The organism is Leifsonia sp. 22587 (genome assembly GCF_052044215.1).
Lineage (GTDB): Bacteria > Actinomycetota > Actinomycetes > Actinomycetales > Microbacteriaceae > Leifsonia > Leifsonia shinshuensis_C.
Map to the genome: position 1 here is coordinate 1,551,047 of NZ_JBQENB010000001.1, position 19,400 is coordinate 1,570,446.

Sequence of the window (19,400 nt, forward strand, 5' to 3'; positions counted from 1 at the left end):
CACGTTAGTCGCGCCCGCTGGGGCGGACGCACGAGGTGTCACACGGGGACGCGCGGTGGGAGGCTGTGCTCATGACCGTCCGCAGCGCCGCCCTGCTCCTGTACCGCCGTCGCGCCGGGGTGGAGGTGTGGATCGCCCACATGGGCGGTCCGTACTGGGCCCGCAAGGACGAAGCCGCGTGGTCGTTCCCGAAGGGCATCGTCGAGGAGGGCGACCTCGGTGATGAGCTGGCTGCCGCTCGGCGGGAGTTCATGGAGGAGATCGGCACCCCGCCGCCCGACGCCGACTACGTGCCGCTCGGCGAGTTCCCCGGGTCCGGCAAGACGATCGTGGTCTTCGCCGCCGAGAGCGAGTTCCAGCCGGATGCGGTGCGCAGCAACACGTTCGAGCTGGAGTGGCCGCCGCGGTCCGGCCGCATGAGGTCGTTCCCGGAGGTCGACGACGCCCGCTGGTTCCCGCTGGAGGAGGCGCGCCCGAAACTGACGAAGGCCCAGCGGCCCATTCTGGACGCGCTGCTCGCGCGCCTCGAGGAGGACGCGGAAATCCACTAGCCCGCGAAGCCTCCCGCGCCCGTATGGTTGGCCCCACGAGGGGGCATACCTGCGAAGGAGGCACCGTGGCGAAGAGCAAGGCCGAGAAGGCCGCCGAGAAGGCGCTGATGACGGCGCGCGTCGCCGTCGGCGAGGCCGAACAGGCCGTGAAGAAGCTCGACAAGAAGACCCGGCGGGAGGCCGAGGACCTGGCCGACCGGCTCGCGCAGGCCGCGAAGGACGCGAAGAAGGCGGTCCGCCGCGCCAAGAAGACGGCGGTGGAGGCGCGCACGTCCGCGACGTCGGTGGCCGAGCACGTCGCCGGGCCTGCGTCCAGCACCGGCATCCCGACCTTCCGCGAGCTGCGGGACCGCGCGAAGGCGCGCGGCATCCAGGGCTACTCGCGGATGAACAAGGCGCAGCTGCTGCACGCGCTCGGGGAGGGCTGACCACGTCCGGCGTTCACCGGCGCTTAACCCGCCGCCCGTAGCGTGCGGACGTGCCCGACGTGCCCGACGCGGTCCAGCGACCGACAGCCGACCTTCCGCTCGAGGACGACCCGATCGGGCCCGTCCGCGCCGCGGGTCCTTCTGCCGGGCTGCTGCTGCGCGGCGATGCCGCACCTCCCCCGCGGACGCTGATCGACATCCTCACCGACACCGCCCGGCGCTACCCGGACGCCTCCGCGCTGGAGGATGCCGCCGGCGCCTTGAGCTACCGCGAGCTGCTGGCCCGGGTCTGGGCCGGGACCGCCCGGCTGCACGAGAGCGGGGTGAGCCGCGGCGACCGCGTCGGCGTGCGGATGAGCTCGGGCACCCGGGAGCTGTACCTCGCCATCCTGAGCGTGCTCGCCGCCGGCGCGGCCTACGTGCCGGTGGATGTGGACGACCCCGAGGAGCGCGCCGAGCTGGTCTTCAGTGAAGCGGGTGTGCGTGCCGTGCTCACGGATGCCGGACTCCAGGTGCACGGCGAGGCGCGGCCGGAGCCGGTGTTCGCGGCCGAGGCCCCGCATCCGAGCACCGCCGCCGTTCCGGTCGTCGAACCGCCGACGCCGGAGGACGACGCGTGGATCATCTTCACCTCGGGCTCGACCGGCACGCCGAAGGGCGTCGCCGTCCGGCACCGGTCGGCGGCGGCGTTCGTGGATGCCGAGGCGCGACTGTTCCTGCAGGAGGAGCCGATCGGCCCGCAGGACCGCGTGCTCGCCGGCCTCTCCGTGGCCTTCGACGCGTCGTGCGAGGAGATGTGGCTGGCCTGGGGCCACGGCGCGTGCCTCGTCCCGGCGCCCCGGTCGCTCGTGCGCACCGGCATGGATCTCGGCCCGTGGCTCTCGGCCCGGCGGATCACCGTCGTGTCGACCGTTCCGACGCTCGCGGCGCTGTGGCCGGTGGATGCGCTCGACAACGTCCGGCTGCTGATCTTCGGCGGCGAGGCGTGCCCGCCGGAGCTGGTGAGCCGGCTCGCCGTGCCGGGCCGCGAGGTCTGGAACACCTACGGCCCGACCGAGGCCACGGTGGTTGCCTGCGCCGCTCCCCTCGTCGCGGGCGAGCCGGTGCGGATCGGCCTGCCGCTCGACGGCTGGGACCTGGCGGTGGTGGATGCGCAGGGCGCCCCGGTCGCGGACGGCGACAGCGGCGAGCTCGTCATCGGCGGCGTCGGCCTGGCCCGCTACCTCGACCCCGCGAAGGACGCCGAGAAGTACGCCCCGATGCCGTCCCTCGGCTGGGAGCGGGCCTACCGCAGCGGCGACCTGGTGCGCTTCGATCCGGATGGGCTGTTCTATCTGGGCCGCGCCGACGACCAGGTCAAGCTCGGCGGCCGCCGCATCGAGCTCGGCGAAGTGGAGGCGGCGCTCCAGCAGCTGCCGGGCGTCTCGGGCGCCGCGGCGGCCGTCCGGCGCTCCTCGGCGGGCAACGACGTGCTGGTCGGCTACCTGGCCGTGCCGGACGCCGGCGCGTTCGACCGCCGCGCCGCGCTGGCGCACCTGCGCGAGACACTGCCTGCCGCTCTGGTGCCGCTGCTCGCGGTGGTGGACGAGCTGCCCGTCCGCACCTCCGGCAAGGTGGACAAGGCCGCCCTCCCATGGCCGCTCGAGGATGCGGACGGCGGCGACGGCGCCGTCACCGACGACCCGATCGCGCAGGCGCTCGCCGACGACTGGCGGAGCGTCCTCGGCCTGCCCGTCTCGGGTCCGGACGACAACTTCTTCGACCTGGGCGGCGGGTCGCTGGCGGCGGCGCAGCTCGTGTCGCTGATCCGCCGGCGGCATCCCGACATCACGGTCGCCGACATCTACGCGACCCCGCGCTTCGGGGCGATGGTGCAGGCGCTGGCCGAGAGCTCGCCGTCGGCGTCCGCCGCCTCCACCCACGTGGTGCCGCCCACCCCGCTCCGGATGCGCGCGCTGCAGACCGTGCTCGGGGTGCCGTTGTTCATCCTGGGCGGCATCCGCTGGCTGCTCTACCTCCTGACGGCGGCCCTCCTGCTGCGCCCGGTCGGTGGCTTCGACGTTCTGCCCGTCGTCGACCCGGTCTGGCTGATCGCGGGGCTCATCGTGTTCGTCACGCCGTGGGGCCGCATGGCGATCGCGGTCGTCGCCGCCCGGCTGCTGCTCGCCGGGGTCAAGGCCGGCGACCATCCGCGCGGGGGCGGCGTGCACCTCCGGCTGTGGCTCGCCGAGCAGGTGGCGCACCAGATCGGCGCCGCCAGCCTCGCCGGTGCGCCGTGGATCCTCTACTACGCGCGAGCGCTCGGTGCGACGATCGACCGCGGCGTCGACCTCCACACCCTCCCGCCGGTCACGGGGATGCTGCGCATCGGCGCGGGCGCCTCCATCGAACCCGAGGTGGACCTCGCCGGGTACTGGATCGACGGGGACGTCGTCCGCATCGGGGAGATCCGGATCGGCGCCGGCAGCGCGGTCGGCGCGCGCAGCTCGCTGATGCCCGGCACCAAGATCGGCCGGAACGCGACGGTCGCCCCCGGCTCGGCGGTGTTCGGCCGCGTGCCCGCCGGCCAGAACTGGTCGGGCTCCCCCGCCGTGCGCGTCGGCCGCGCGCACGACTGGTGGCCGGCCGAGCGTCCGCCGCGGCGGACCCGCTGGGTGGCTGCGTACGCGCTCGCGTCCCTGGTCGTCTCGCTGGTGCCCGTCGTCTCGCTCGCGGCCGGCGCGGCGGTCGTCGCCGCGTTCGTCCGCGGCGCCGTCTCGTGGGGCGACGTCGCCGCCCGGGCGGCCGCCGGGCTCGTCCCGGGCACCCTGGCGGCCGGGCTGGTGCTCGCCGTCAGCGTGGTGCTGTTCGTGCGCCTGCTGGGCATCGGGATGCGCGAGGGCGTCTACCCGGTGCGCAGCCGCGTCGGCTGGCAGGCGTGGTCGACCGAGCGGTTACTCGACCTCGCGCGCACCGTCCTCTTCCCGCTCTACTCCAGCCTGTTCACCCCTGTCTGGCTGCGGATGCTCGGAGCGCGCGTCGGCAAGGACGTCGAGGCGTCCACGGTTCTCCTCCTCCCCCGGATGACCCGCATCCGCGACGGCGCGTTCCTCGCGGACGACACGCTGGTCGCGTCGTACGAGCTCGGCGGCGGGTACGTGCGCATCGCCGCGGTCGACATCGGAGCGCGCGCCTTCCTCGGCAACTCCGGGATGGCCGGGGCCGGCAACCGCGTGCCGCGCGACGGCCTCGTGGCCGTGCTGTCGTTCGCCCCCCGCAAGGCGAAGGCAGGGTCGTCGTGGCTCGGCTCCCCGCCGGTGCGGCTCCGCCGTCAGGCCCAGGATGCGGACCTCAGCCGCACGTTCGAGCCCCCGACGGCCCTGCGCGTCGCGCGCACCGCGTGGGAGCTGCTGCGCATCGTCCCCGTCTTCGTCACGTGCGCGATCGGGCTGGGCGTCGTGATCGGGCTCGGGGCGATCGACACGGCGTGGGGAACCGTCTGGGCGGTGGTCCTGAGCGGACCGGTGCTCCTGCTCGCGGGCGCGGTCGCGGCGGGCGTGAGCACCGCCGCGAAGTGGGCGCTGCTCGGCCGGCTCAAGCCCGGCGAGCATCCGCTCTGGTCGTCGTTCATCTGGCGCAGCGAGGTCTCCGACACGTTCACCGAGATGGTGGCGGCGCCCTGGTTCGCCTGGGCGGCGGCGGGAACGCCCGCACTGGTCTGGTGGCTGCGCAGCCTCGGCGCCCGCATCGGCACCGGCGTCTGGATCGACAGCTATTGGCTGCCGGAGGCGGATCTGGTCACGCTCGGGGACGCATCCACCGTGAATCGGGGCTGCGTCGTGCAGACGCACCTGTTCCATGATCGAATCATGAGCATGGACCAGGTCACCATCGAACGCGGCGGCACGCTCGGCCCGCACAGCGTCATCCTGCCGGCCGCCGACATCGGACCGGAGGCGACCGTCGGACCGGCGTCGCTCGTCATGCGCGGCGAGACGGTCCCCGCGGGCAGCCGCTGGAGCGGCAACCCGATCGGCCCGTGGCGCGAGGTCGTGGTGCGCGAGTACCGGGCGCGGGTCGGCGGATGACGGACGCCCCACCGCACAGCTACCTGCCCCGGTCGGGCACCCACGACTACTCGGTGCTGAGCTACGACCTCGACCTGAACTACCGGGTCGCGACCAACCGGCTGGACGCCACCGCGGTCATCCGTGGGCGCGCCACCGTCGAGCTGCGCGCCGTCGTGCTCGACCTCGTGCACCTGAAGGCGAAGCGCGTGCGGCTGGACGGCCAGAAGCGCGTCCGGTTCTCGCAGAACGCCACGCATCTGCGCGTCCTCCCGGGATCGCCCATCCCGGCTGGCGCCGAGTTCACGGTCGAGGTGGCCTATGACGGCTCCCCCGCTCCGCGGCGCACGCGCTGGGGCTCCCTGGGCTGGGAGGAGCTCACCGACGGCGCGATCGTGGCGGCGCAGCCGTCCGGCGCGCCCACGTGGTTCCCCTGCAACGACCGGCCGTCCGACAAGGCCGCCTACCGCATCCGCGTCACCACCGAGCAGGCGTACACCGTCGTCGCCACCGGCGAGCCGACCAGCCACAGCGTCGGCGGCGGACGCGGCACCTGGGTCTTCGAACGCGAGGAGCCGACCGCGACCTACCTCGCGGCCGTGCAGATCGGCCGATACACCCTCGAGCGGAGGCACACGGCCGGTGTCGAATGGGCTGTCGCCTACCCGCCCGCGCTCGCCCGGCGGGTGCTGCACGACTTCGAGCCGGTGGGGCGGATGCTCGAGAGCTTCCAGGAGCTCTTCGGGCCGTATCCCTTCCCGTCGTACACGGTCGTGGTCACCGAGGACCCGCTGGAGATCCCCCTCGAATCGCAGGCGATGGCGACCTTCGGGTCGACGCACGCCGACGGGCGTGGAGGGTCTGAGCGGCTGATCGCGCACGAGCTCGCGCACCAGTGGTTCGGGAACAGCGTGGGCCTCGCATCCTGGCACGACATCTGGCTCAACGAGGGGTTCGCCTGCTACGCCGAGTGGCTGTGGTCGGAGGCGTCCGGCGGGCTCTCCGCCGCGACGCACGCCCGTGCCCACCACGCCCGGTTGCGGATCGCGCCCAAGGACCTGCTGCTCGGCGACCCGGGACCGGACGCGATGTTCGACGACCGGGTCTACAAGCGCGGAGCCTGCCTGCTGCACGCGCTGCGGAACCGCATCGGCGACGAGCGCTTCTTCGGCCTGCTGCGCGAGTGGACGCGGATCCACCGCTTCGGGACGGTCACGAGCGCCGACTTCGAGGCGCTGGCCGAGCGGGTCGCCGAGGAGCCGCTGGGGACGTTCTTCGACGAGTGGCTGCGTCAGACGCGGCTGCCGTCGCTCTCCGGGTAGAGGGTGGCGGGGCGGCCGGGCGTGCCCGCCGCGCCACGCCCGTCCGCCGGAGGCAGCAGCTCGGCGACGGTGACGACGCACCCCGCGGCGTGCGTGGTGCGGACACGATATCGCCGGTCGTCGAGCCGTGCGCGGCGGAATCCGAGCCGCACCTCGCCGGGTGCGACGCGAAGGCCCCGGCCGTCGGCCTTCAGCACCGCCTCGGCGGCCGTCCAGCGGCGGAGCGGATGCGACCGGCCGGGCGCGAGGGCGTCGATGGCGGCGAGCCGTGCCGGCGGGGTCATTACGGGCTCCGCGTCGATGCCCACCGGGGTGCGGGACGCCACGGCGAAGGCCGCGCCGGCGGCGTGCGCGAGCGAGAGATAGAGCGGCGCCTCGGCACCGGGCGCCGTGGGCCGGCCGTGCGAGCGGCCGCAGTCCGGGCAGGTGGCGTCGATCAGGATGTCGCGCTCGCCCAGCCGCGCGGCGGCCAGCAGCAGGGCCGACCGGCCCGCGAGCAGACGCCGTTCCGCGCCCGCGTCGTCGCTCAATGCGGCGAGGCGGGCGCGGTCGCCGGGCGAGAGCGCCGCGACGATGGACGGGTCTGCGGTGTCGTAGGGCACCACGACGAAGGGGGGCATCGCGTCCTCCGTCCGTGCGTTCGACGGACCGATGCTACGGGATCAGCGGCCGGTCGTGCTGCTGCCGTCGTCGAAGCGGGGCGCCTCGTGGCGCGGCCCGCGCGCGGCGGAGTCGTCGACCGGGGCGGCCGGAGCGGCGGGAGCGGCGTCGGGCGCGGTGTTCGCCGGGGCGGTGCCGGCGGGTGCGGTCCCGTCGGGCGCTGCGCCTGCCGCGGCGCGGTCGTCGGCGGCACGCGCGCCGTCGTCGACGCGGTTGCCGTGGCGGTCGGTGCGCACGTCGGGGTCGACGTGGTCGGCCTTCCGCAGCTGCTCATCCGACTGGGCGCGCGCGTCGGCTGCGGCGGACTCGCGCTCCTGCGCCTCACGGCGCAGGCGCTCCGCGTCAACCTCGGCCTGCTTGGCGTCGGCGGCGGCACGGGCGGCCTTCGCTTCGCGCTCCTGCGCATCGAGCTGCGCCTGCGCGGCGTTCTGCCGCATCTCCTCGGCGCGACGGCGGTCCGCCTCGCGCTTGCGGTTGCGGCCGACGGTGGCGGCGATGATGGCGATCACCACGATCACGACCACCACGACGACGATCAGGATGATCCATCCAGTTGTGTTCATGAAGCGTCACGGTACTCCGGACGCGCGGAATAGCTAGGGGATTGAACGATCCGCCGTCGGCTGTCGCGGTGGTCGCCGGAAGCTGGGTTCGCCCAACCTGAACCTTCCCGCTCGCTTCAGGTTCATCCGTCTCTAGACTCCGACAGGAGAGGGTACAAGGAAGAGTGAGCGAGCAAGCCGCGCCGCGACATCCACGCTACGTTCCGGATACTGGCTGCTGGCGTCAAGCACGCGTGCGTAGGGCGGACGGGACTTGAACCCGTGACCGAGGAATTATGAGTTCCCTGCTCTGACCAGCTGAGCTACCGCCCCGGTCGCGCGACGGCCCCGGTCACTCCGGGGCGGACACGCTGGAGGCCGCTTCCGTCTCCGGGTCGGCCACCGGCTCACCACGATACAGGCTTTCGAAGGTGCTGATCGTGGTCTGGATGTCGTGCGCCGCGACGATGCGCAGCGACGCGTGCTTGAGGCGGTCGAGCTCCTCCTGGGGCAGCGTGAGGACGCTCTCCAGCTTGTCGGCCAGGTCCTGCGCGTCGCCCGGGCGGAACAGGTGCCCGTTCTCTCCGTCGTGCACCAGGTGGGGAAGCGCCATGGCGTCGGCGGCCACCACGGGGAGGGCGGAGGCCATGGCCTCCATCGTCGCGATCGACTGCAGCTCGGCGATCGACGGCATCGCGAAGACCGTGGCCCGCGTGTACGCCTGGCGCAGCTCCTCGTCGCTGACGTAGCCGAGGAACTCGACGCGGTCGGAGATGCCGAGCGTCTCCGACATCGTCTGCAGGTTCTTCAGCTGGTCGCCGCCGCCGACGATCTGCAGCCGCGCATCCAGGCTCTCGGGCAGCAGCTTGACCGCGTTCAGGAGGACGTCGATGTGCTTCTCGCCGGTCACGCGGCCGACGAAAAGGATGCGGTTGGCCGTGCGCGGGGAGAAGTCGGGCGTGTAGTTGTGGGCGTCGATGCCGCAGGAGACCGCGTGGACGCCGCGCAGGCCAGTCGACGCCTCCAGGAACTCGGCCGCCTTCCGCGTCGGCGTCGTGACCGACTCGGCGCGGTCGAAGCTCTTCCGGGCGTCGGCCCAGGCGAGCTTGACGAACGTCTTGCGCAGGAACTTCGGCAGCAGCGTGAACTCGACGATGTTGTCGGCCATCACGTGGTTGGTGGCGACGATGCGGATGCCGCGCTTCTCGGCCTCCGCGGCGAGACCGCGGCCGACCACGATGTGGGACTGGAAGTGCACGACGTCCGGCTTCACGGCATCCAGCACACGACGCGCGTTCGCCTTGCTCATCCACGGCAGGGCGAAGCGCAGCCAGTCGTGCGGGTACCAGCGCCAGCTGCGGAGCCGGTGGGCGGTCATCTTCTGACCCTCGTGCTCCTCGATCCACGTGCCGTGGGTGCGGCTGGCCGCGGGGGCCACGATGTGCACGTCGTGGCCGCGCTCGACGAGGCCGGCGGCGAGGCGCTCGGCGAAACGGGCGGCGCCGTTGACGTCGGGTGCGAAGGTGTCGCACCCCATGACGATGGTCAACGGCTTCTTGACTGCCGGGGCGGGCGGGGTGGGATGCGGTCCGCTCGTATCAGGCACGTGGTTCGTTCCCTACGGTCGTGGGCTTCGGATGGCGAATCCGGCGACGGCGTTCGCGGCCCGGGCTCGTGTTCGCCCGGTCGGTTCAAGCGCTTAGTCTAAGCCGCTTTGGCTCGCCACGTCCGTAATGCGGTCGGCCACCGGCGCGTCCGAGGCGCTCTGCGGGTGGTACTTCGCGAGCCGGAACACGCCGAGCACGGCGACGGCGCCGGTCACGGCGAACCCGACCATCGCCCACCACGGCGCACCGGCCGCCTCGTTGAGGACGACGATGCCGATCGTGACGGCGACCATCGGGTCGATCACCGTGAGACCGGCGATGACCAGGTCCGGCGGGCCGGACGAGTAGGCGTTCTGCACGAAGTACGCGCCGAGCACGGCGGCGAGCAGGAGGGCGACGATGCAGGCGACGAGCAGCCAGTCCCACTCCTGGTTGGAGATGCGGTCGATGGCCACCTTGGCGAGCGTCGCAACGAAGCCGTACAGCACGCCGGCGCCGACGATGTAGATGATCGCCTTGAAGCGGTGCCGCAAGAATGCGAACAGCACGCCGAAAGCGATGAGCACGACCGCCAGGATGATCAGGATGACGACCAGCGCCCGGCTGGTCACCGGCAGGTCGCGCGCGAAGACGGCGGCCAGCAGCACGAACGCGCCGACACCGCTGACACAGAGAGTGACGGCGATCACCGACTGGTGGTTGAGCTTCACACCGCTCACCCGGGCGTTCAGGATGCTGGTGATGACCAGTCCGACGACGCCGAGCGGCTGCACCAGGATGATCGGCGACAGCTTGAGGCTGACCAGCTGGAAGACGATGGAGAGACCGAGCAGCAGGGTCCCGATGACCCACGACGGCCGCGCGAGCAGGAGGCCCAGCTGGCGCGGGTTCAGCCCGCTCTCGGCGCGCCCCGCGGTGGCCTCGACCTTCGCGACACCGTGGTGCTGGAGCTGAGCGCCGACGGACAGGAACACGGCACCGACGAGCGCGACCGGGATGCCCAGGAGCTGGCTGGGCTGATAGGACAGGTCGAAAGCGTCCATCAGTTCCGTACCCACCCCACGACCCTACCGGGAATGATCCGGATAGTCTTGCTGAATGGCCGTCCTCCCCATCCGGATCACCGGTGACCCCGTCCTGCACTCCCCCGCCCGCCCGGTCGCGGAGATCGACGACGAGATCCGCACGCTGGTGGCCGACATGTTCGAGACCATGGATGAGGCCCCGGGCGTCGGCCTCGCGGCGCCCCAGGTCGGTGTGCCCCTCCGCCTCTTCGTCTACGGCTGGACGGACGACGACGGCGTGCAGCACCGCGGTGTCGCGATCAACCCGACGCTCTGGCTCAGCCCGGCGGCCGTCGGCGAGCCGGACGAGGACTCCGAGTCCGAGGGGTGCCTGTCGTTCCCCGGCGAGCGGTTCCCGCTGCGCCGGTCGCAGAGCGCCATCCTGCAGGCGACCGACCTCGACGGCGCCGCCTACGAGGTGCGCGCCGAGGGCTGGCTCGCCCGAATCTTCCAGCACGAGTACGACCATCTCGACGGCATCCTCTACGTCGACCGGCTGACGCATCCCTACGGCAAGGCCGCGTTCAAGACGCAGCGCAAGAACAGCTGGGGCGTGCCCGGGCTCAGCTGGCTGCCGGGGCGCGATCACCTGGAGGACTGACCTCACCCGCCGCGGGCTTCGGCAGAGGGCGGCGCCACCGCGCGCAGCGTCAGCGCCGGAGGTCGACCCCGTGCACGCCGTTGTGGTGGCGGAGAGCCGGGAACACGACCGACAGCGTGAAGCCGACGCCCGGGATGGTCTGCGCGGTGAGCGTCCCGCCGAAGAGGGCCGCCCGCTCGCGCATCTCGATGATGCCCGCGCCCTCGTAGTGCTCGGTCAGCGCTTCCACGTCATCGCGGATCGTGTAGGCGGTCGCCTGGTCCACGCCGTCGCGGTCCAGCCCCAGCCGGCGGGCGGCGGCGCGGATGCCGTCGTCCTCCACACTGACCTGCAGGCCCTCCGTGGTCCACGAGAAGGCGACGGATGCGTTCGTGCCGGGTCCGCCGTGCTTCAGCGCGTTCTCGAGGCTGGTCTGCAGGATGCGGAACACCGCGAGCTCCGCCCCCTGGCGCAGCTCGAAACGCTCCCCGTTCTCGTGGAACGTGACCGCCAGTCCGGCGTCGCGGAGCACGCGGAACAGGTCGCGCGCCGAATGGAGGCTGGGCTGCGGCAGCGCCGCATCCTGCGCCTCACGGGCGACCGCCTGGAGCCGGCGGAGGTCGCCGAGCGCCTCGCGGGCGGCGCTCTCGAGCGCCCCGACGGAGCGGACGGCCGCCGCCGGGTCGGCATCGGCCGAATAGCGGACACCCTCCGCCTGGGACACCAGCCGCGAGACGGACTGGATGGCCACGTCGCCGAGGTCGCCGACGATGCGGAATCGCCCCGCCTGCTCGGCGAGGTCGAGTTCGCGGTCGATGCGGTCCCACTCCGACTCCTGACGGGTGTCGCGCAACCGGATGCGGCGGGTGCGCTCCGTGAGCCACAGAACGAGGAAGAGGATGGCGGCGACGGCGGCGACGATGGCGGCCACCAGGGCGACGGCGTCCATCGCTCCTCCTCTCCGCCGCGCGCTGCGCGGCCCGGTCGATCCTACCGGGCCGCGCGGAGCGGGATCCTCAGGCGCTGTCGCGGTTGGCGCGCAGCACCTCCAGGCGGGCCCGGTACTCCTGCTCGTCGATGTCCCCGTTGGCGTACCGCTGGGCGAGCGTCTGCTCGGCGGAGCGGGTGGCGCCGCGCGGGCCCCAGCCGTCGTAGCCGCCGCGCATCGCGGCCGCACGGCGCCACCGGCGACCGGCGAAGCCGAAGATGAGGACGAACACGAGGATCCAGAAGATCGGGATGAAGATCCACCACCAGCCGACGAACGGCGGGCCGTAGGCGACGACGCACGGAGCGGCGGCGACGGCGGTGGCCAGTGTGCTGAGCATGATGTGTCCAATCGATGAGGGTCCGCGACTCTCGCGGACAGCACTGTCAGCCTCGTCCGCGGCGCGCTCCGGCGAATCCGCCGGCGGGTGCGACGCGGCCTACTCCCCCGGGAGCACGCGGAGCGTCGCCGCGCCACGGGAGGATGCCCCCTGTCGGAGCGCCGCCGCACCGACGTACGATGCGCGCATGGACCAGGACGAGGCACGGCACGACGACCACAGCACCGAGGAACCGGACGACGAGGTCGCGGCGTACGAGAACGACGACGCGGAGAACCGCGAATCGCTCGAACGGGAGGCCGGCCTGACGTCGTTCGGCGGCCCGACCTTCGGGCACCTGTTCGATCGCCATCCGGACGACGGCGGCTTCAACGCGCAGAACAACCCGTGAGGCGCCCGGGTACTCCCCCGGGAGTACCCGCGAGACACCGATCGGCCGACGTCCGCACAGGAGCGCGTGGCTAGCATGAGGAGATGCCCTGGAATGCGCCCGCCGATCGAGGCGCGGACGCGCGCTCCGGAGGTCCGGACGCCTCGGTGAGCGCGCCGACCGGCGGCTGGGGACGGCCGCCCTGGACCGACCGCGGCCGGCCCCGGGGTGCGCGCTGGTTCGCCGTCATCGTCGCCGTCCTCATCCAGCTGCCGGGGGTCGTCCTCGCGGCCCGGGACGCGGCGACGGATCCCGTCGCCCTCGGTTTCACGCTGCTCGCCTTCGCCGCCTCCTTCCTGCTCCTCGCCGGGCGCAGCCATCCCGGTCTCACGGTCGTGCTGGTGGCGGCCCTGTGCGCGCCGGCGATCGCGGTGACGACGGGCCCGCCGTTCTCGGCGGTCCCGCTGGCGTTCGCCGTCGTCGGTGCGGTCGTGCGCGGCGCCCGGGTCTGGGCCTGGTGGACGCTCGCCGGCTTCGCTGTGGCCGGACCGGCGGCCGCCTATCTGCTCCGCGGCCAGCCCGCGGCCATGATCCGGCCACTGATCGTCGCTCTGCTGCTGTGCCTCCTGGTCGGCGTGGGCGAAGCGGTCCGCAACCGGCGGGAACGGTACCGGGAGGTGGCCCGCTCCGTCGCGGCGCGCCGCGAGGCGGCGGCGGAAGCCGAGCGGCTCCGGATTGCCCGCGAGCTGCACGACGTGCTCGCCCACTCGCTGTCGCAGATCAGCGTGCAGGCGGGGGTCGGCCTCCACCTGTTCGACTCCCGGCCGGAGAAGGCGCGCGAGAGCCTGGAGGCCATCAAGACCACCAGCAGCCAGGCGCTCGAGGAGGTGCGCGGGGTGCTCGGCTTCCTCCGCGGCCCCGACGGGTACGCCGCCCGCTCTCCCGAACCCGACCTCGCCCGCGTGCCCGTGCTCGTCGAGACGTACCGGAAGGCCGGGCTGACGGTCGACTACCGGCCCGACCTGCACTCCACCCCGTCCGCCGCGAGCCAGCTCGCCCTGTACCGCATCGTGCAGGAGGCGCTCACGAACATCGGCCGCCACGCGCAGGCCAGCCGTGCGACCATCCTGCTCACGGAGGAACCCGGCTGGTACGTGCTGAGCGTGCAGGATGACGGGCGCGGCCTGCCCGGCGATGTCGCGGACGCCGACACGGGCAGCACCGGGCGCGGGATGCTCGGGATGCGCGAGCGCGCGGAGCTGCTCGGCGGCACCTTCGACGCCCGCACCCCGGCCGAGGGCGGTCTGCTGCTGGAGGCGCGCATCCCCGCCGCTGTACCCGCCGCGTCGTCCCGTCCGTCCTCGCCGTCGCATCCGGGCGGCCTCTCGTGATCCGGGTCGCGCTGGCCGACGACCAGCACCTGGTCCGGGCCGGCTTCCGTGCGCTCCTCGAGGCGGAGGACGACATGGACGTCGTCGGCGAGGCGTCGACCGGCCGCGACGCGGTGGAGCTCGTCCGCCGCGAGCACCCCGACGTGGTGCTGATGGACATCCGGATGCCGGACGGCGACGGCCTGTGGGCGACCGGCGAGATCGTCGGCGACGCGGCTCTCGCCGGCACCCGGATCGTGATCGTGACGACCTTCGAGCTCGACGAGTACGTCGCGCAGGCGATCGTCGCGGGCGCGAGCGGCTTCCTCGTCAAGGACACCGAGCCCGTCGAACTCATCCGCGCGGTGCGCGTGGTCGCGGCCGGCGACGCCCTGCTGTCGCCCGGCGTGACCCGGCGGCTGATCGAGCGCGTATCGGGCGGCCTGCGTCCCGCCCCCGACTCTGCGCGGCTCGAGCAGCTGACCGAGCGCGAGCGCGAGGTGCTGGCGCTCGTCGCGCACGGACTGACCAACACGGAGATCGGCGAGCGGCTCTACCTGAGCCCGCTGACCGCGAAGACCCACGTGTCGCGGATCATGACGAAGCTGGATGCGCGCGACCGCGTGCACCTGGTCGTGCTGGCCTACGAGACCGGCCTGGTGCAGCCGGGCTGGCAGTAGCCGCCGACGGTCGCCGGGCAACGAGAAAACCCCCGGTCTTCCGCAGAAGACCGGGGGTTTCGATCGCTCCCCGACTTGGACTCGAACCAAGAACCTGCCGGTTAACAGCCGGCTGCTCTGCCAATTGAGCTATCGAGGAATGCTTGATCAGCGAAGCTACTCTAGCAAGATTCGCCGCCGCTCCGGAAATCGGCCCGGCATCCCGGGTGCGTCGAGGTCAGTAGCCGGCCCGAGGGTCCACGACGCCCACGAAACGGCCGTCGTCGAGGAACGCACGGACGTTCAGCCGGATGCGCTCCGCCAGCAGCGGCGCCGTCATCTCGGGGGTGTCGGCCTGGTGCGGGGTGATGATGACCGTCGCCTCGTCCCAGAGCGGATGGCCGTCCGGCAGGGGTTCGGGATCGGTGACGTCGAGCCCCGCGCCCGCGATCGCGCCGCTGCGGAGGGCGTCGAGCAGCGCATCCGTGTCGACCAGTCCCCCGCGCGCGATGTTGACCAGGTACGCCGTGTCCTTCATCGCCGCGAACTCCGCGGGCCCGAACAGGTGCCGCGTCCCGTCGGTGAGCGCTGCGGCGATCACCACGAGATCGGCGGACGGGAGCACCTCGTCGAGGTGGTCCGCGGTCACCGTGCGGACGGCGCCGGCGACCGGCGACTCCGACCGGCGGACGATCGTCACCCTGACGCCGAACGGCTCCAGCAGCCGCATCAGCTCCAGCGCGATGCCGCCCGCGCCCACGATGACGACGTCGAGGCCGTAGAGCGAACGCCCCTCGGGCTCCGTGGCCCACGACCGGGCACGGACGCGCTTCGGCAGCACCCGCAGCAGCGCGAGGCTGAGCACGAGCGCGTGCTCGGCGACCGGCTGGGCGTACGCGCCCTTGGCGCTGGTCCAGACCAGCCCGGGCCGGTCCTCCTCGGCGATGATGCGGCTGAACGCATCCACACCGGCGAAGGGCAGCTGCACCCAGCCGATGCCGGGATGCTCCTCCAGCACCGCGGGGAACGCTGCGGCGTCCTTGTTCGACAGCCACACGACGCCGCGGGTGCGCTCCGACAGCGGTTCCACGGTGCCGCCGGCCGCTTCGACGGCGTCGACGAACTGCCGCTCGGGGTTCGGCAGCACGGCGATCGGACCCGGCTCCGGGCGCTGATCCTCGGGCAGTGCGGTGACCTCGTCCGCGAGCACCGCGCGGTGCCGTCCTTCGCCGTTCATCCGTTCTCCTCGGGTCTCGGGCGTGCCGCGGCACGCTGCGGTCGTCGCTCGGTGCGTCGCTGGGGCGGCTTGAGCGCGCGGGCGAGGCCGGCGACGAAAGGGTGCGCCGGGTCGGCGAGCACGTCCTCGATGGGCCCGTAGCCGACCGGCCGGCCGGCCTGGAGCACCAGCGACACATCCGTCGCACGGCGCAGCACGGCGAGGTCGTGGCTGACGACGACCGCCGTGAAGTCCTTGTGCTCGCGCAGCTGGCTCAGCAGGTCGATCACCGCGTCGCGCACGGTCGCGTCGATCCCGGCGGTCGGCTCGTCGGCGACCAGGATGCTGGGCCCGAGCACGAGCGCCCGCGCGAGGGCCACACGCTGACGCTGCCCCGAGCTCAGCTCGTACGGGTACTTGTTCAGCACGCTCAGGGGCAGGTGCACGGTGTCGAGCATCGTCGCCGCGCGCTCCCCCGCGGCCCGGCGCGGGTAGTGCTCGTCGCGCTCGAAGATCGGGAGGGCGACGTTGTCCTGCACGCTCAGCGAGGGCTCCAGCGTGGCGGCGGCCTCCTGCGGCAGGTACCCGACGTGGAAGGTCACCTCCGCCAAGTCGCGCTTCTTCGCCTTGCGCAGCCGGTGCCCCAGCACCGACGCCTCGCCGCCGCTGATCCGCGGCCCGGGCTCCGACGCGCGAGGCGGCAGCACCCGCCCGGCGAGCACCTGGGCGAGCGTGCTCTTGCCCGAACCCGTCTCACCGAGGACGCCCAGCACCTGGCCCTGCTCCAGACGGAAGCTGACCCCGCGCAGGGCGACGCACGAGGCGCTCGGGCCCCGCGCGGGGTACTCGACGGACAGGTCGCTGACGGCGATGGCGGGCTCGGAACTCACACCCTCGACCCTAGGCGCTCTGGGTCTGCAACCGGTGCAGCCCCTCCCGCCGGTCGGCCTGTTGGATCGGATCGGGCACGGGCAGGGAGGCGAGCAGGCGCTGCGTGTACGCCTCGCGCGGGTTGCCGAGCACTTCGGCGCCGGTCCCCTCCTCGACCAGCTTGCCGCGGTGCAGCACCGCGATGCGGTCGGCCAGGAGGTCGACCACGGCCAGGTCGTGGCTGATGAACAGCGACGCGAACCCGAACTCCTTCTGCAGGTCGGCGAAGAGCTCCAGCACACGGGCCTGAACCGACACATCCAGGGCGGAGGTCGGCTCGTCGGCGATCAGCAGGGTCGGCTCGAGCGCGAGCGCCCGCGCCAGGCTGGCGCGCTGACGCTGGCCGCCCGACAGCTCGTGCGGGAACCGGTCGCCGTACGCCTTGGGAAGCTGCACGGCCTCCAGCAGCTCGTCGACACGGCGGCGCGCCTCGAGGGCGTTGGATGCGCGTCCGTGCACCACGAGCGGCTCGGCGACGCACTCCGCGATGGTGAGCAGCGGGTTGAAGCTCGACGCCGGGTCCTGGAACACGAAGCCGATGTCGCTGCGCACCTTGCGGAACTGTCGCTCGCGTACGCCGTTCATCTCCAGGCCCAGCACCTGCAGCGAGCCGCCGGTGACCTTGTTCAGCCCCGCGATGGCGCGCCCGATCGTCGTCTTGCCCGACCCGGACTCGCCCACCAGGCCGAGCACCTCACCCGGCCGGATGTCGAACGAGACGCCGTCGACCGCGACGAACCCGGGACGGCCCAGCCGGCCCGGGTACTGGATGCTCAGATCGCGCGCCTGCACCACCGGTGCCTGCTGCGGGCGCTCGGCCCGCGCGATCGCGCGGTCCTGCGTCGCGGCGAGGCCCTGGCCGATCTTCGGAACTGCGGCGAGCAGCTTCTTCGTGTAGTCGGCCTGCGGCGACGCGAACAGCGTGCGCACGTCGGCCTCCTCGACAAGCTTGCCCTGGTACATGACCGCGACCCGGTCGGCGAGGTCCGCGACGACGCCCATGTTGTGGGTGATCAGCACGATGGCCGCGCCGAACTCGTCGCGGCAGCGGCGCAGCAGGTCGAGGATCTCGGCCTGCACCGTCACATCGAGTGCCGTGGTCGGCTCGTCGGCGACGATCAGGCCCGGGTTCAGCACCAGGGCCATCGCGATGACGATGCGCTGCTTCTGGCCGCCCGAGAACTGGTGCGGGTAGTACTTGACCCGCTTCTCCGGCTCCGGGATGCCCACACGGCCGAGGATCTCGATCGCGGTGGCCTGGGCCTCCTTCTTCGACAGCTTGCCGTGGGCACGCAGCCCCTCGGCGATCTGCCAGCCCACCGGGTAGACCGGGTTGAGGGCCGTGGACGGCTCCTGGAAGACCATCGCGACATCCGTGCCGCGCACCTCGCGCAGCCGGTGCTTGTCGATAGTGACGATGTCCGCCTCCGTCTTCCCGTCGCGGCTCCGCAGGACCACGGCGCCCGAGGCGGTCGCGGTCTCGGGAAGCAGGCCCAGGATGGTCTTCGCGGTGACGGTCTTGCCCGAGCCGGACTCGCCGACGATCGCGAGCACCTCGCCCGGCCCGACGGTCAGGCTGACGCCGTCGACCGCCTTGACGGCGCCGGCGTCGGTGGAGAAGGAGACCGACAGGTCGTCGATCCGGACGACGTCGCTCATGGACGCACCTCGATTCCGTGCTCGTCGAAGGACTCCCCGCCCTCGAGACCGTCCACCCCGCCGGGGCCGGCGGTGAGGGTTCCGCCCGGGACCACCGAGGTCTCGGCGACCTCCCCGGAGGCGGCGGCGGCGCGGCGGCGCCCGCGCAGCCGCGGGTCCGCCAGGTCGTTCAGGCTCTCGCCGACCAGCGTGATGCCGAGCACCACGAGCACGATCGCGAGGCCCGGGTAGATCGCCGTCCACCAGATGCCGCTGGTCACGTCGTCGACGGCCTTGTTGAGGTCGTAGCCCCATTCGGCCGCCGCGGTCGGCTCGATGCCGAAGCCGAGGAAGCCCAGGCCAGCGAGGGTGAGGATCGCCTCGGACGAGTTCAGCGTGAAGATCAGCGGCAGCGTCCGGGTGGAGTTGCGCAACACGTGACGCGCCATGATCCGGGTGTTGCTGGCGCCGACCACCTTCGCGGCCTCGACGTACGCCTCCGCCTTGATGCGGACGACCTCGGACCGGATCACCCGGAAGTACTGCGGGATGTAGACCACGGTGATCGAGATCGCCGCGGCCAGGATCCCGCCCCAGAGGCTCGACTGGCCGCCGCTGATCGCGATGGCCATGACGATGGCGAGCAGCAGCGACGGGAACGCGTAGATCGCGTCGCAGATGACGACGAGCACGCGGTCGAGCCAGCCGCCGAAGTAGCCGGAGATGAGCCCGAGGAACACGCCGAGGAAGATCGACAGGATGACCGCGACGATGATCACCAGGATGGCGGTCTGCGTTCCCCAGATCACGCGGGAGAACACGTCGTACCCGCCGGACGTGGTGCCCCAGATGTGCGCGGCGCTCGGCGGCTGCTGCGCACCGAACGACTTGCCGTCGGCCTTCGACTGCGCGAAGCCGTACGGGGCGACCAGCGGCGCGAAGATCGAGAGCAGGATGAAGACGGCCGTGAGCACGAGGCCCACGATGAGCATCCCGCGCTGCAGGCCGACGCTCTGCCGGAGCTGGTGGACGACGGGCAGGCGGTCCCAGAGCGGACGCTTGCGGGTGGTGAGTGATGCCGTCGACATG

General features: G+C 72.6%; 18 protein-coding genes and 2 tRNA genes. 8 read left to right on the top strand and 12 right to left on the bottom strand.

Annotated features, from left to right (window positions below; all coding sequences use genetic code 11):
- Positions 1-71 precede the first annotated feature (71 nt).
- The 4 genes from ACTJI1_RS07545 (at position 72) to ACTJI1_RS07560 (ending at position 6,347) form a co-directional block, all read left to right on the top strand.
- Positions 72-551: an NUDIX domain-containing protein gene (locus ACTJI1_RS07545; RefSeq protein WP_440742109.1), complete on the top strand. Its 480-nt coding sequence runs from the start codon at positions 72-74 to the stop codon at positions 549-551.
- Between the two features lie 65 nt (positions 552-616).
- On the top strand, positions 617-979 hold the full coding sequence (locus tag ACTJI1_RS07550; protein ID WP_310129236.1) for a hypothetical protein: 363 nt from the start codon (positions 617-619) through the stop codon (positions 977-979).
- A 113-nt stretch (positions 980-1,092) separates the two neighbouring features.
- Complete coding sequence (locus ACTJI1_RS07555) at positions 1,093-5,046, top strand: Pls/PosA family non-ribosomal peptide synthetase (RefSeq protein WP_440742192.1); 3,954 nt, start codon at positions 1,093-1,095, stop codon at positions 5,044-5,046.
- Positions 5,043-6,347: a M1 family metallopeptidase gene (locus ACTJI1_RS07560; RefSeq protein ID WP_440742110.1), complete on the top strand. Its 1,305-nt coding sequence runs from the start codon at positions 5,043-5,045 to the stop codon at positions 6,345-6,347. The genes ACTJI1_RS07555 and ACTJI1_RS07560 overlap by 4 nt, the downstream gene beginning before the upstream one ends.
- On the opposite strand, the gene ACTJI1_RS07565 is transcribed toward ACTJI1_RS07560, so the two are convergent.
- From ACTJI1_RS07565 to ACTJI1_RS07585, 5 genes are all read right to left on the bottom strand, one after another.
- Positions 6,317-6,967, bottom strand: coding sequence for a 4'-phosphopantetheinyl transferase family protein (locus ACTJI1_RS07565; protein ID WP_440742111.1), 651 nt, complete (start codon positions 6,965-6,967; stop codon positions 6,317-6,319). The two genes, ACTJI1_RS07560 and ACTJI1_RS07565, sit on opposite strands and share 31 nt — an antisense overlap.
- Positions 6,968-7,009: 42 nt before the next feature.
- Complete coding sequence (locus ACTJI1_RS07570; RefSeq protein WP_440742112.1) at positions 7,010-7,570, bottom strand: hypothetical protein; 561 nt, start codon at positions 7,568-7,570, stop codon at positions 7,010-7,012.
- Positions 7,571-7,808: 238 nt separating this feature from the next.
- Positions 7,809-7,882 (bottom strand) — tRNA-Ile (locus tag ACTJI1_RS07575).
- Between the two features lie 19 nt (positions 7,883-7,901).
- Entirely contained in the window at positions 7,902-9,155 is a 1,254-nt protein-coding gene (locus tag ACTJI1_RS07580) for a glycosyltransferase (protein WP_310129224.1), read from the bottom strand.
- Between the two features lie 93 nt (positions 9,156-9,248).
- Positions 9,249-10,214: a multidrug DMT transporter permease gene (locus tag ACTJI1_RS07585; RefSeq protein WP_440742113.1), complete on the bottom strand. Its 966-nt coding sequence runs from the start codon at positions 10,212-10,214 to the stop codon at positions 9,249-9,251.
- A gap of 40 nt (positions 10,215-10,254) precedes the next feature.
- On the opposite strand from ACTJI1_RS07585, the gene def reads away from it, so the two are divergent.
- Positions 10,255-10,821: a peptide deformylase gene (gene def, locus ACTJI1_RS07590; protein WP_440742114.1), complete on the top strand. Its 567-nt coding sequence runs from the start codon at positions 10,255-10,257 to the stop codon at positions 10,819-10,821.
- A 49-nt stretch (positions 10,822-10,870) separates the two neighbouring features.
- On the opposite strand, the gene ACTJI1_RS07595 is transcribed toward def, so the two are convergent.
- Both ACTJI1_RS07595 and ACTJI1_RS07600 read right to left on the bottom strand, forming a co-directional pair.
- The gene (locus ACTJI1_RS07595) at positions 10,871-11,749 is read right to left on the bottom strand and encodes a sensor histidine kinase (RefSeq protein WP_440742115.1); all 879 of its coding nucleotides are present in this window, start codon (positions 11,747-11,749) and stop codon (positions 10,871-10,873) included.
- Positions 11,750-11,816: 67 nt separating this feature from the next.
- On the bottom strand, positions 11,817-12,128 hold the full coding sequence (locus ACTJI1_RS07600) for an SHOCT domain-containing protein (RefSeq protein WP_310129217.1): 312 nt from the start codon (positions 12,126-12,128) through the stop codon (positions 11,817-11,819).
- A gap of 187 nt (positions 12,129-12,315) precedes the next feature.
- On the opposite strand from ACTJI1_RS07600, the gene ACTJI1_RS07605 reads away from it, so the two are divergent.
- The 3 genes from ACTJI1_RS07605 (at position 12,316) to ACTJI1_RS07615 (ending at position 14,548) form a co-directional block, all read left to right on the top strand.
- Entirely contained in the window at positions 12,316-12,519 is a 204-nt protein-coding gene (locus tag ACTJI1_RS07605) for a hypothetical protein (protein WP_310129214.1), read from the top strand.
- An 83-nt stretch (positions 12,520-12,602) separates the two neighbouring features.
- Positions 12,603-13,889, top strand: a complete 1,287-nt coding sequence (locus ACTJI1_RS07610; RefSeq protein WP_440742116.1) for a histidine kinase — start codon at positions 12,603-12,605, stop codon at positions 13,887-13,889.
- Positions 13,886-14,548, top strand: coding sequence for a response regulator (locus ACTJI1_RS07615; protein WP_440742117.1), 663 nt, complete (start codon positions 13,886-13,888; stop codon positions 14,546-14,548). Before ACTJI1_RS07610 ends, ACTJI1_RS07615 begins: the two co-directional genes overlap by 4 nt.
- Positions 14,549-14,614: 66 nt before the next feature.
- Here ACTJI1_RS07615 and ACTJI1_RS07620 read toward each other — a convergent pair.
- The 5 genes from ACTJI1_RS07620 to ACTJI1_RS07640 all read right to left on the bottom strand — a co-directional run bounded on the left by ACTJI1_RS07620 (position 14,615) and on the right by ACTJI1_RS07640 (position 19,399).
- Positions 14,615-14,687: transfer RNA gene (locus tag ACTJI1_RS07620), tRNA-Asn, on the bottom strand.
- 78 nt (positions 14,688-14,765) lie between these two features.
- Positions 14,766-15,764 (bottom strand): D-isomer specific 2-hydroxyacid dehydrogenase family protein, encoded by a 999-nt coding sequence (locus ACTJI1_RS07625; protein ID WP_440742118.1) that lies wholly within the window; start codon positions 15,762-15,764, stop codon positions 14,766-14,768.
- Entirely contained in the window at positions 15,761-16,633 is an 873-nt protein-coding gene (locus ACTJI1_RS07630) for an ATP-binding cassette domain-containing protein (protein ID WP_440742119.1), read from the bottom strand. The genes ACTJI1_RS07625 and ACTJI1_RS07630 overlap by 4 nt, the downstream gene beginning before the upstream one ends.
- Before the next feature lie 10 nt (positions 16,634-16,643).
- A complete protein-coding gene (locus ACTJI1_RS07635; RefSeq protein ID WP_440742120.1) occupies positions 16,644-18,332 on the bottom strand; it encodes a dipeptide ABC transporter ATP-binding protein in 1,689 nt (562 codons plus the stop codon).
- Positions 18,329-19,399 (bottom strand): ABC transporter permease, encoded by a 1,071-nt coding sequence (locus tag ACTJI1_RS07640; RefSeq protein WP_440742121.1) that lies wholly within the window; start codon positions 19,397-19,399, stop codon positions 18,329-18,331. The genes ACTJI1_RS07635 and ACTJI1_RS07640 overlap by 4 nt, the downstream gene beginning before the upstream one ends.
- Between the last annotated feature and the right edge of the window lies 1 nt (position 19,400).

Bases quoted from the DNA above. Each gene is read 5' to 3' on its own strand.
- ACTJI1_RS07545 (WP_440742109.1), top strand. From the start codon at position 72: ATGACCGTCCGCAGCGCCGCCCTGCTCCTGTACCGCCGTCGCGCCGGG.
- ACTJI1_RS07560 (WP_440742110.1), top strand. From the start codon at position 5,043: ATGACGGACGCCCCACCGCACAGCTACCTGCCCCGGTCGGGCACCCAC.
- ACTJI1_RS07565 (WP_440742111.1), bottom strand. From the start codon at position 6,967: ATGCCCCCCTTCGTCGTGGTGCCCTACGACACCGCAGACCCGTCCATC.
- ACTJI1_RS07570 (WP_440742112.1), bottom strand. From the start codon at position 7,570: ATGAACACAACTGGATGGATCATCCTGATCGTCGTCGTGGTGGTCGTG.
- def (WP_440742114.1), top strand. From the start codon at position 10,255: ATGGCCGTCCTCCCCATCCGGATCACCGGTGACCCCGTCCTGCACTCC.
- ACTJI1_RS07595 (WP_440742115.1), bottom strand. From the start codon at position 11,749: ATGGACGCCGTCGCCCTGGTGGCCGCCATCGTCGCCGCCGTCGCCGCC.
- ACTJI1_RS07600 (WP_310129217.1), bottom strand. From the start codon at position 12,128: ATGCTCAGCACACTGGCCACCGCCGTCGCCGCCGCTCCGTGCGTCGTC.
- ACTJI1_RS07605 (WP_310129214.1), top strand. From the start codon at position 12,316: ATGGACCAGGACGAGGCACGGCACGACGACCACAGCACCGAGGAACCG.
- ACTJI1_RS07610 (WP_440742116.1), top strand. From the start codon at position 12,603: ATGCCCTGGAATGCGCCCGCCGATCGAGGCGCGGACGCGCGCTCCGGA.
- ACTJI1_RS07625 (WP_440742118.1), bottom strand. From the start codon at position 15,764: ATGAACGGCGAAGGACGGCACCGCGCGGTGCTCGCGGACGAGGTCACC.
- ACTJI1_RS07635 (WP_440742120.1), bottom strand. From the start codon at position 18,332: ATGAGCGACGTCGTCCGGATCGACGACCTGTCGGTCTCCTTCTCCACC.
- ACTJI1_RS07640 (WP_440742121.1), bottom strand. From the start codon at position 19,399: ATGTCGACGGCATCACTCACCACCCGCAAGCGTCCGCTCTGGGACCGC.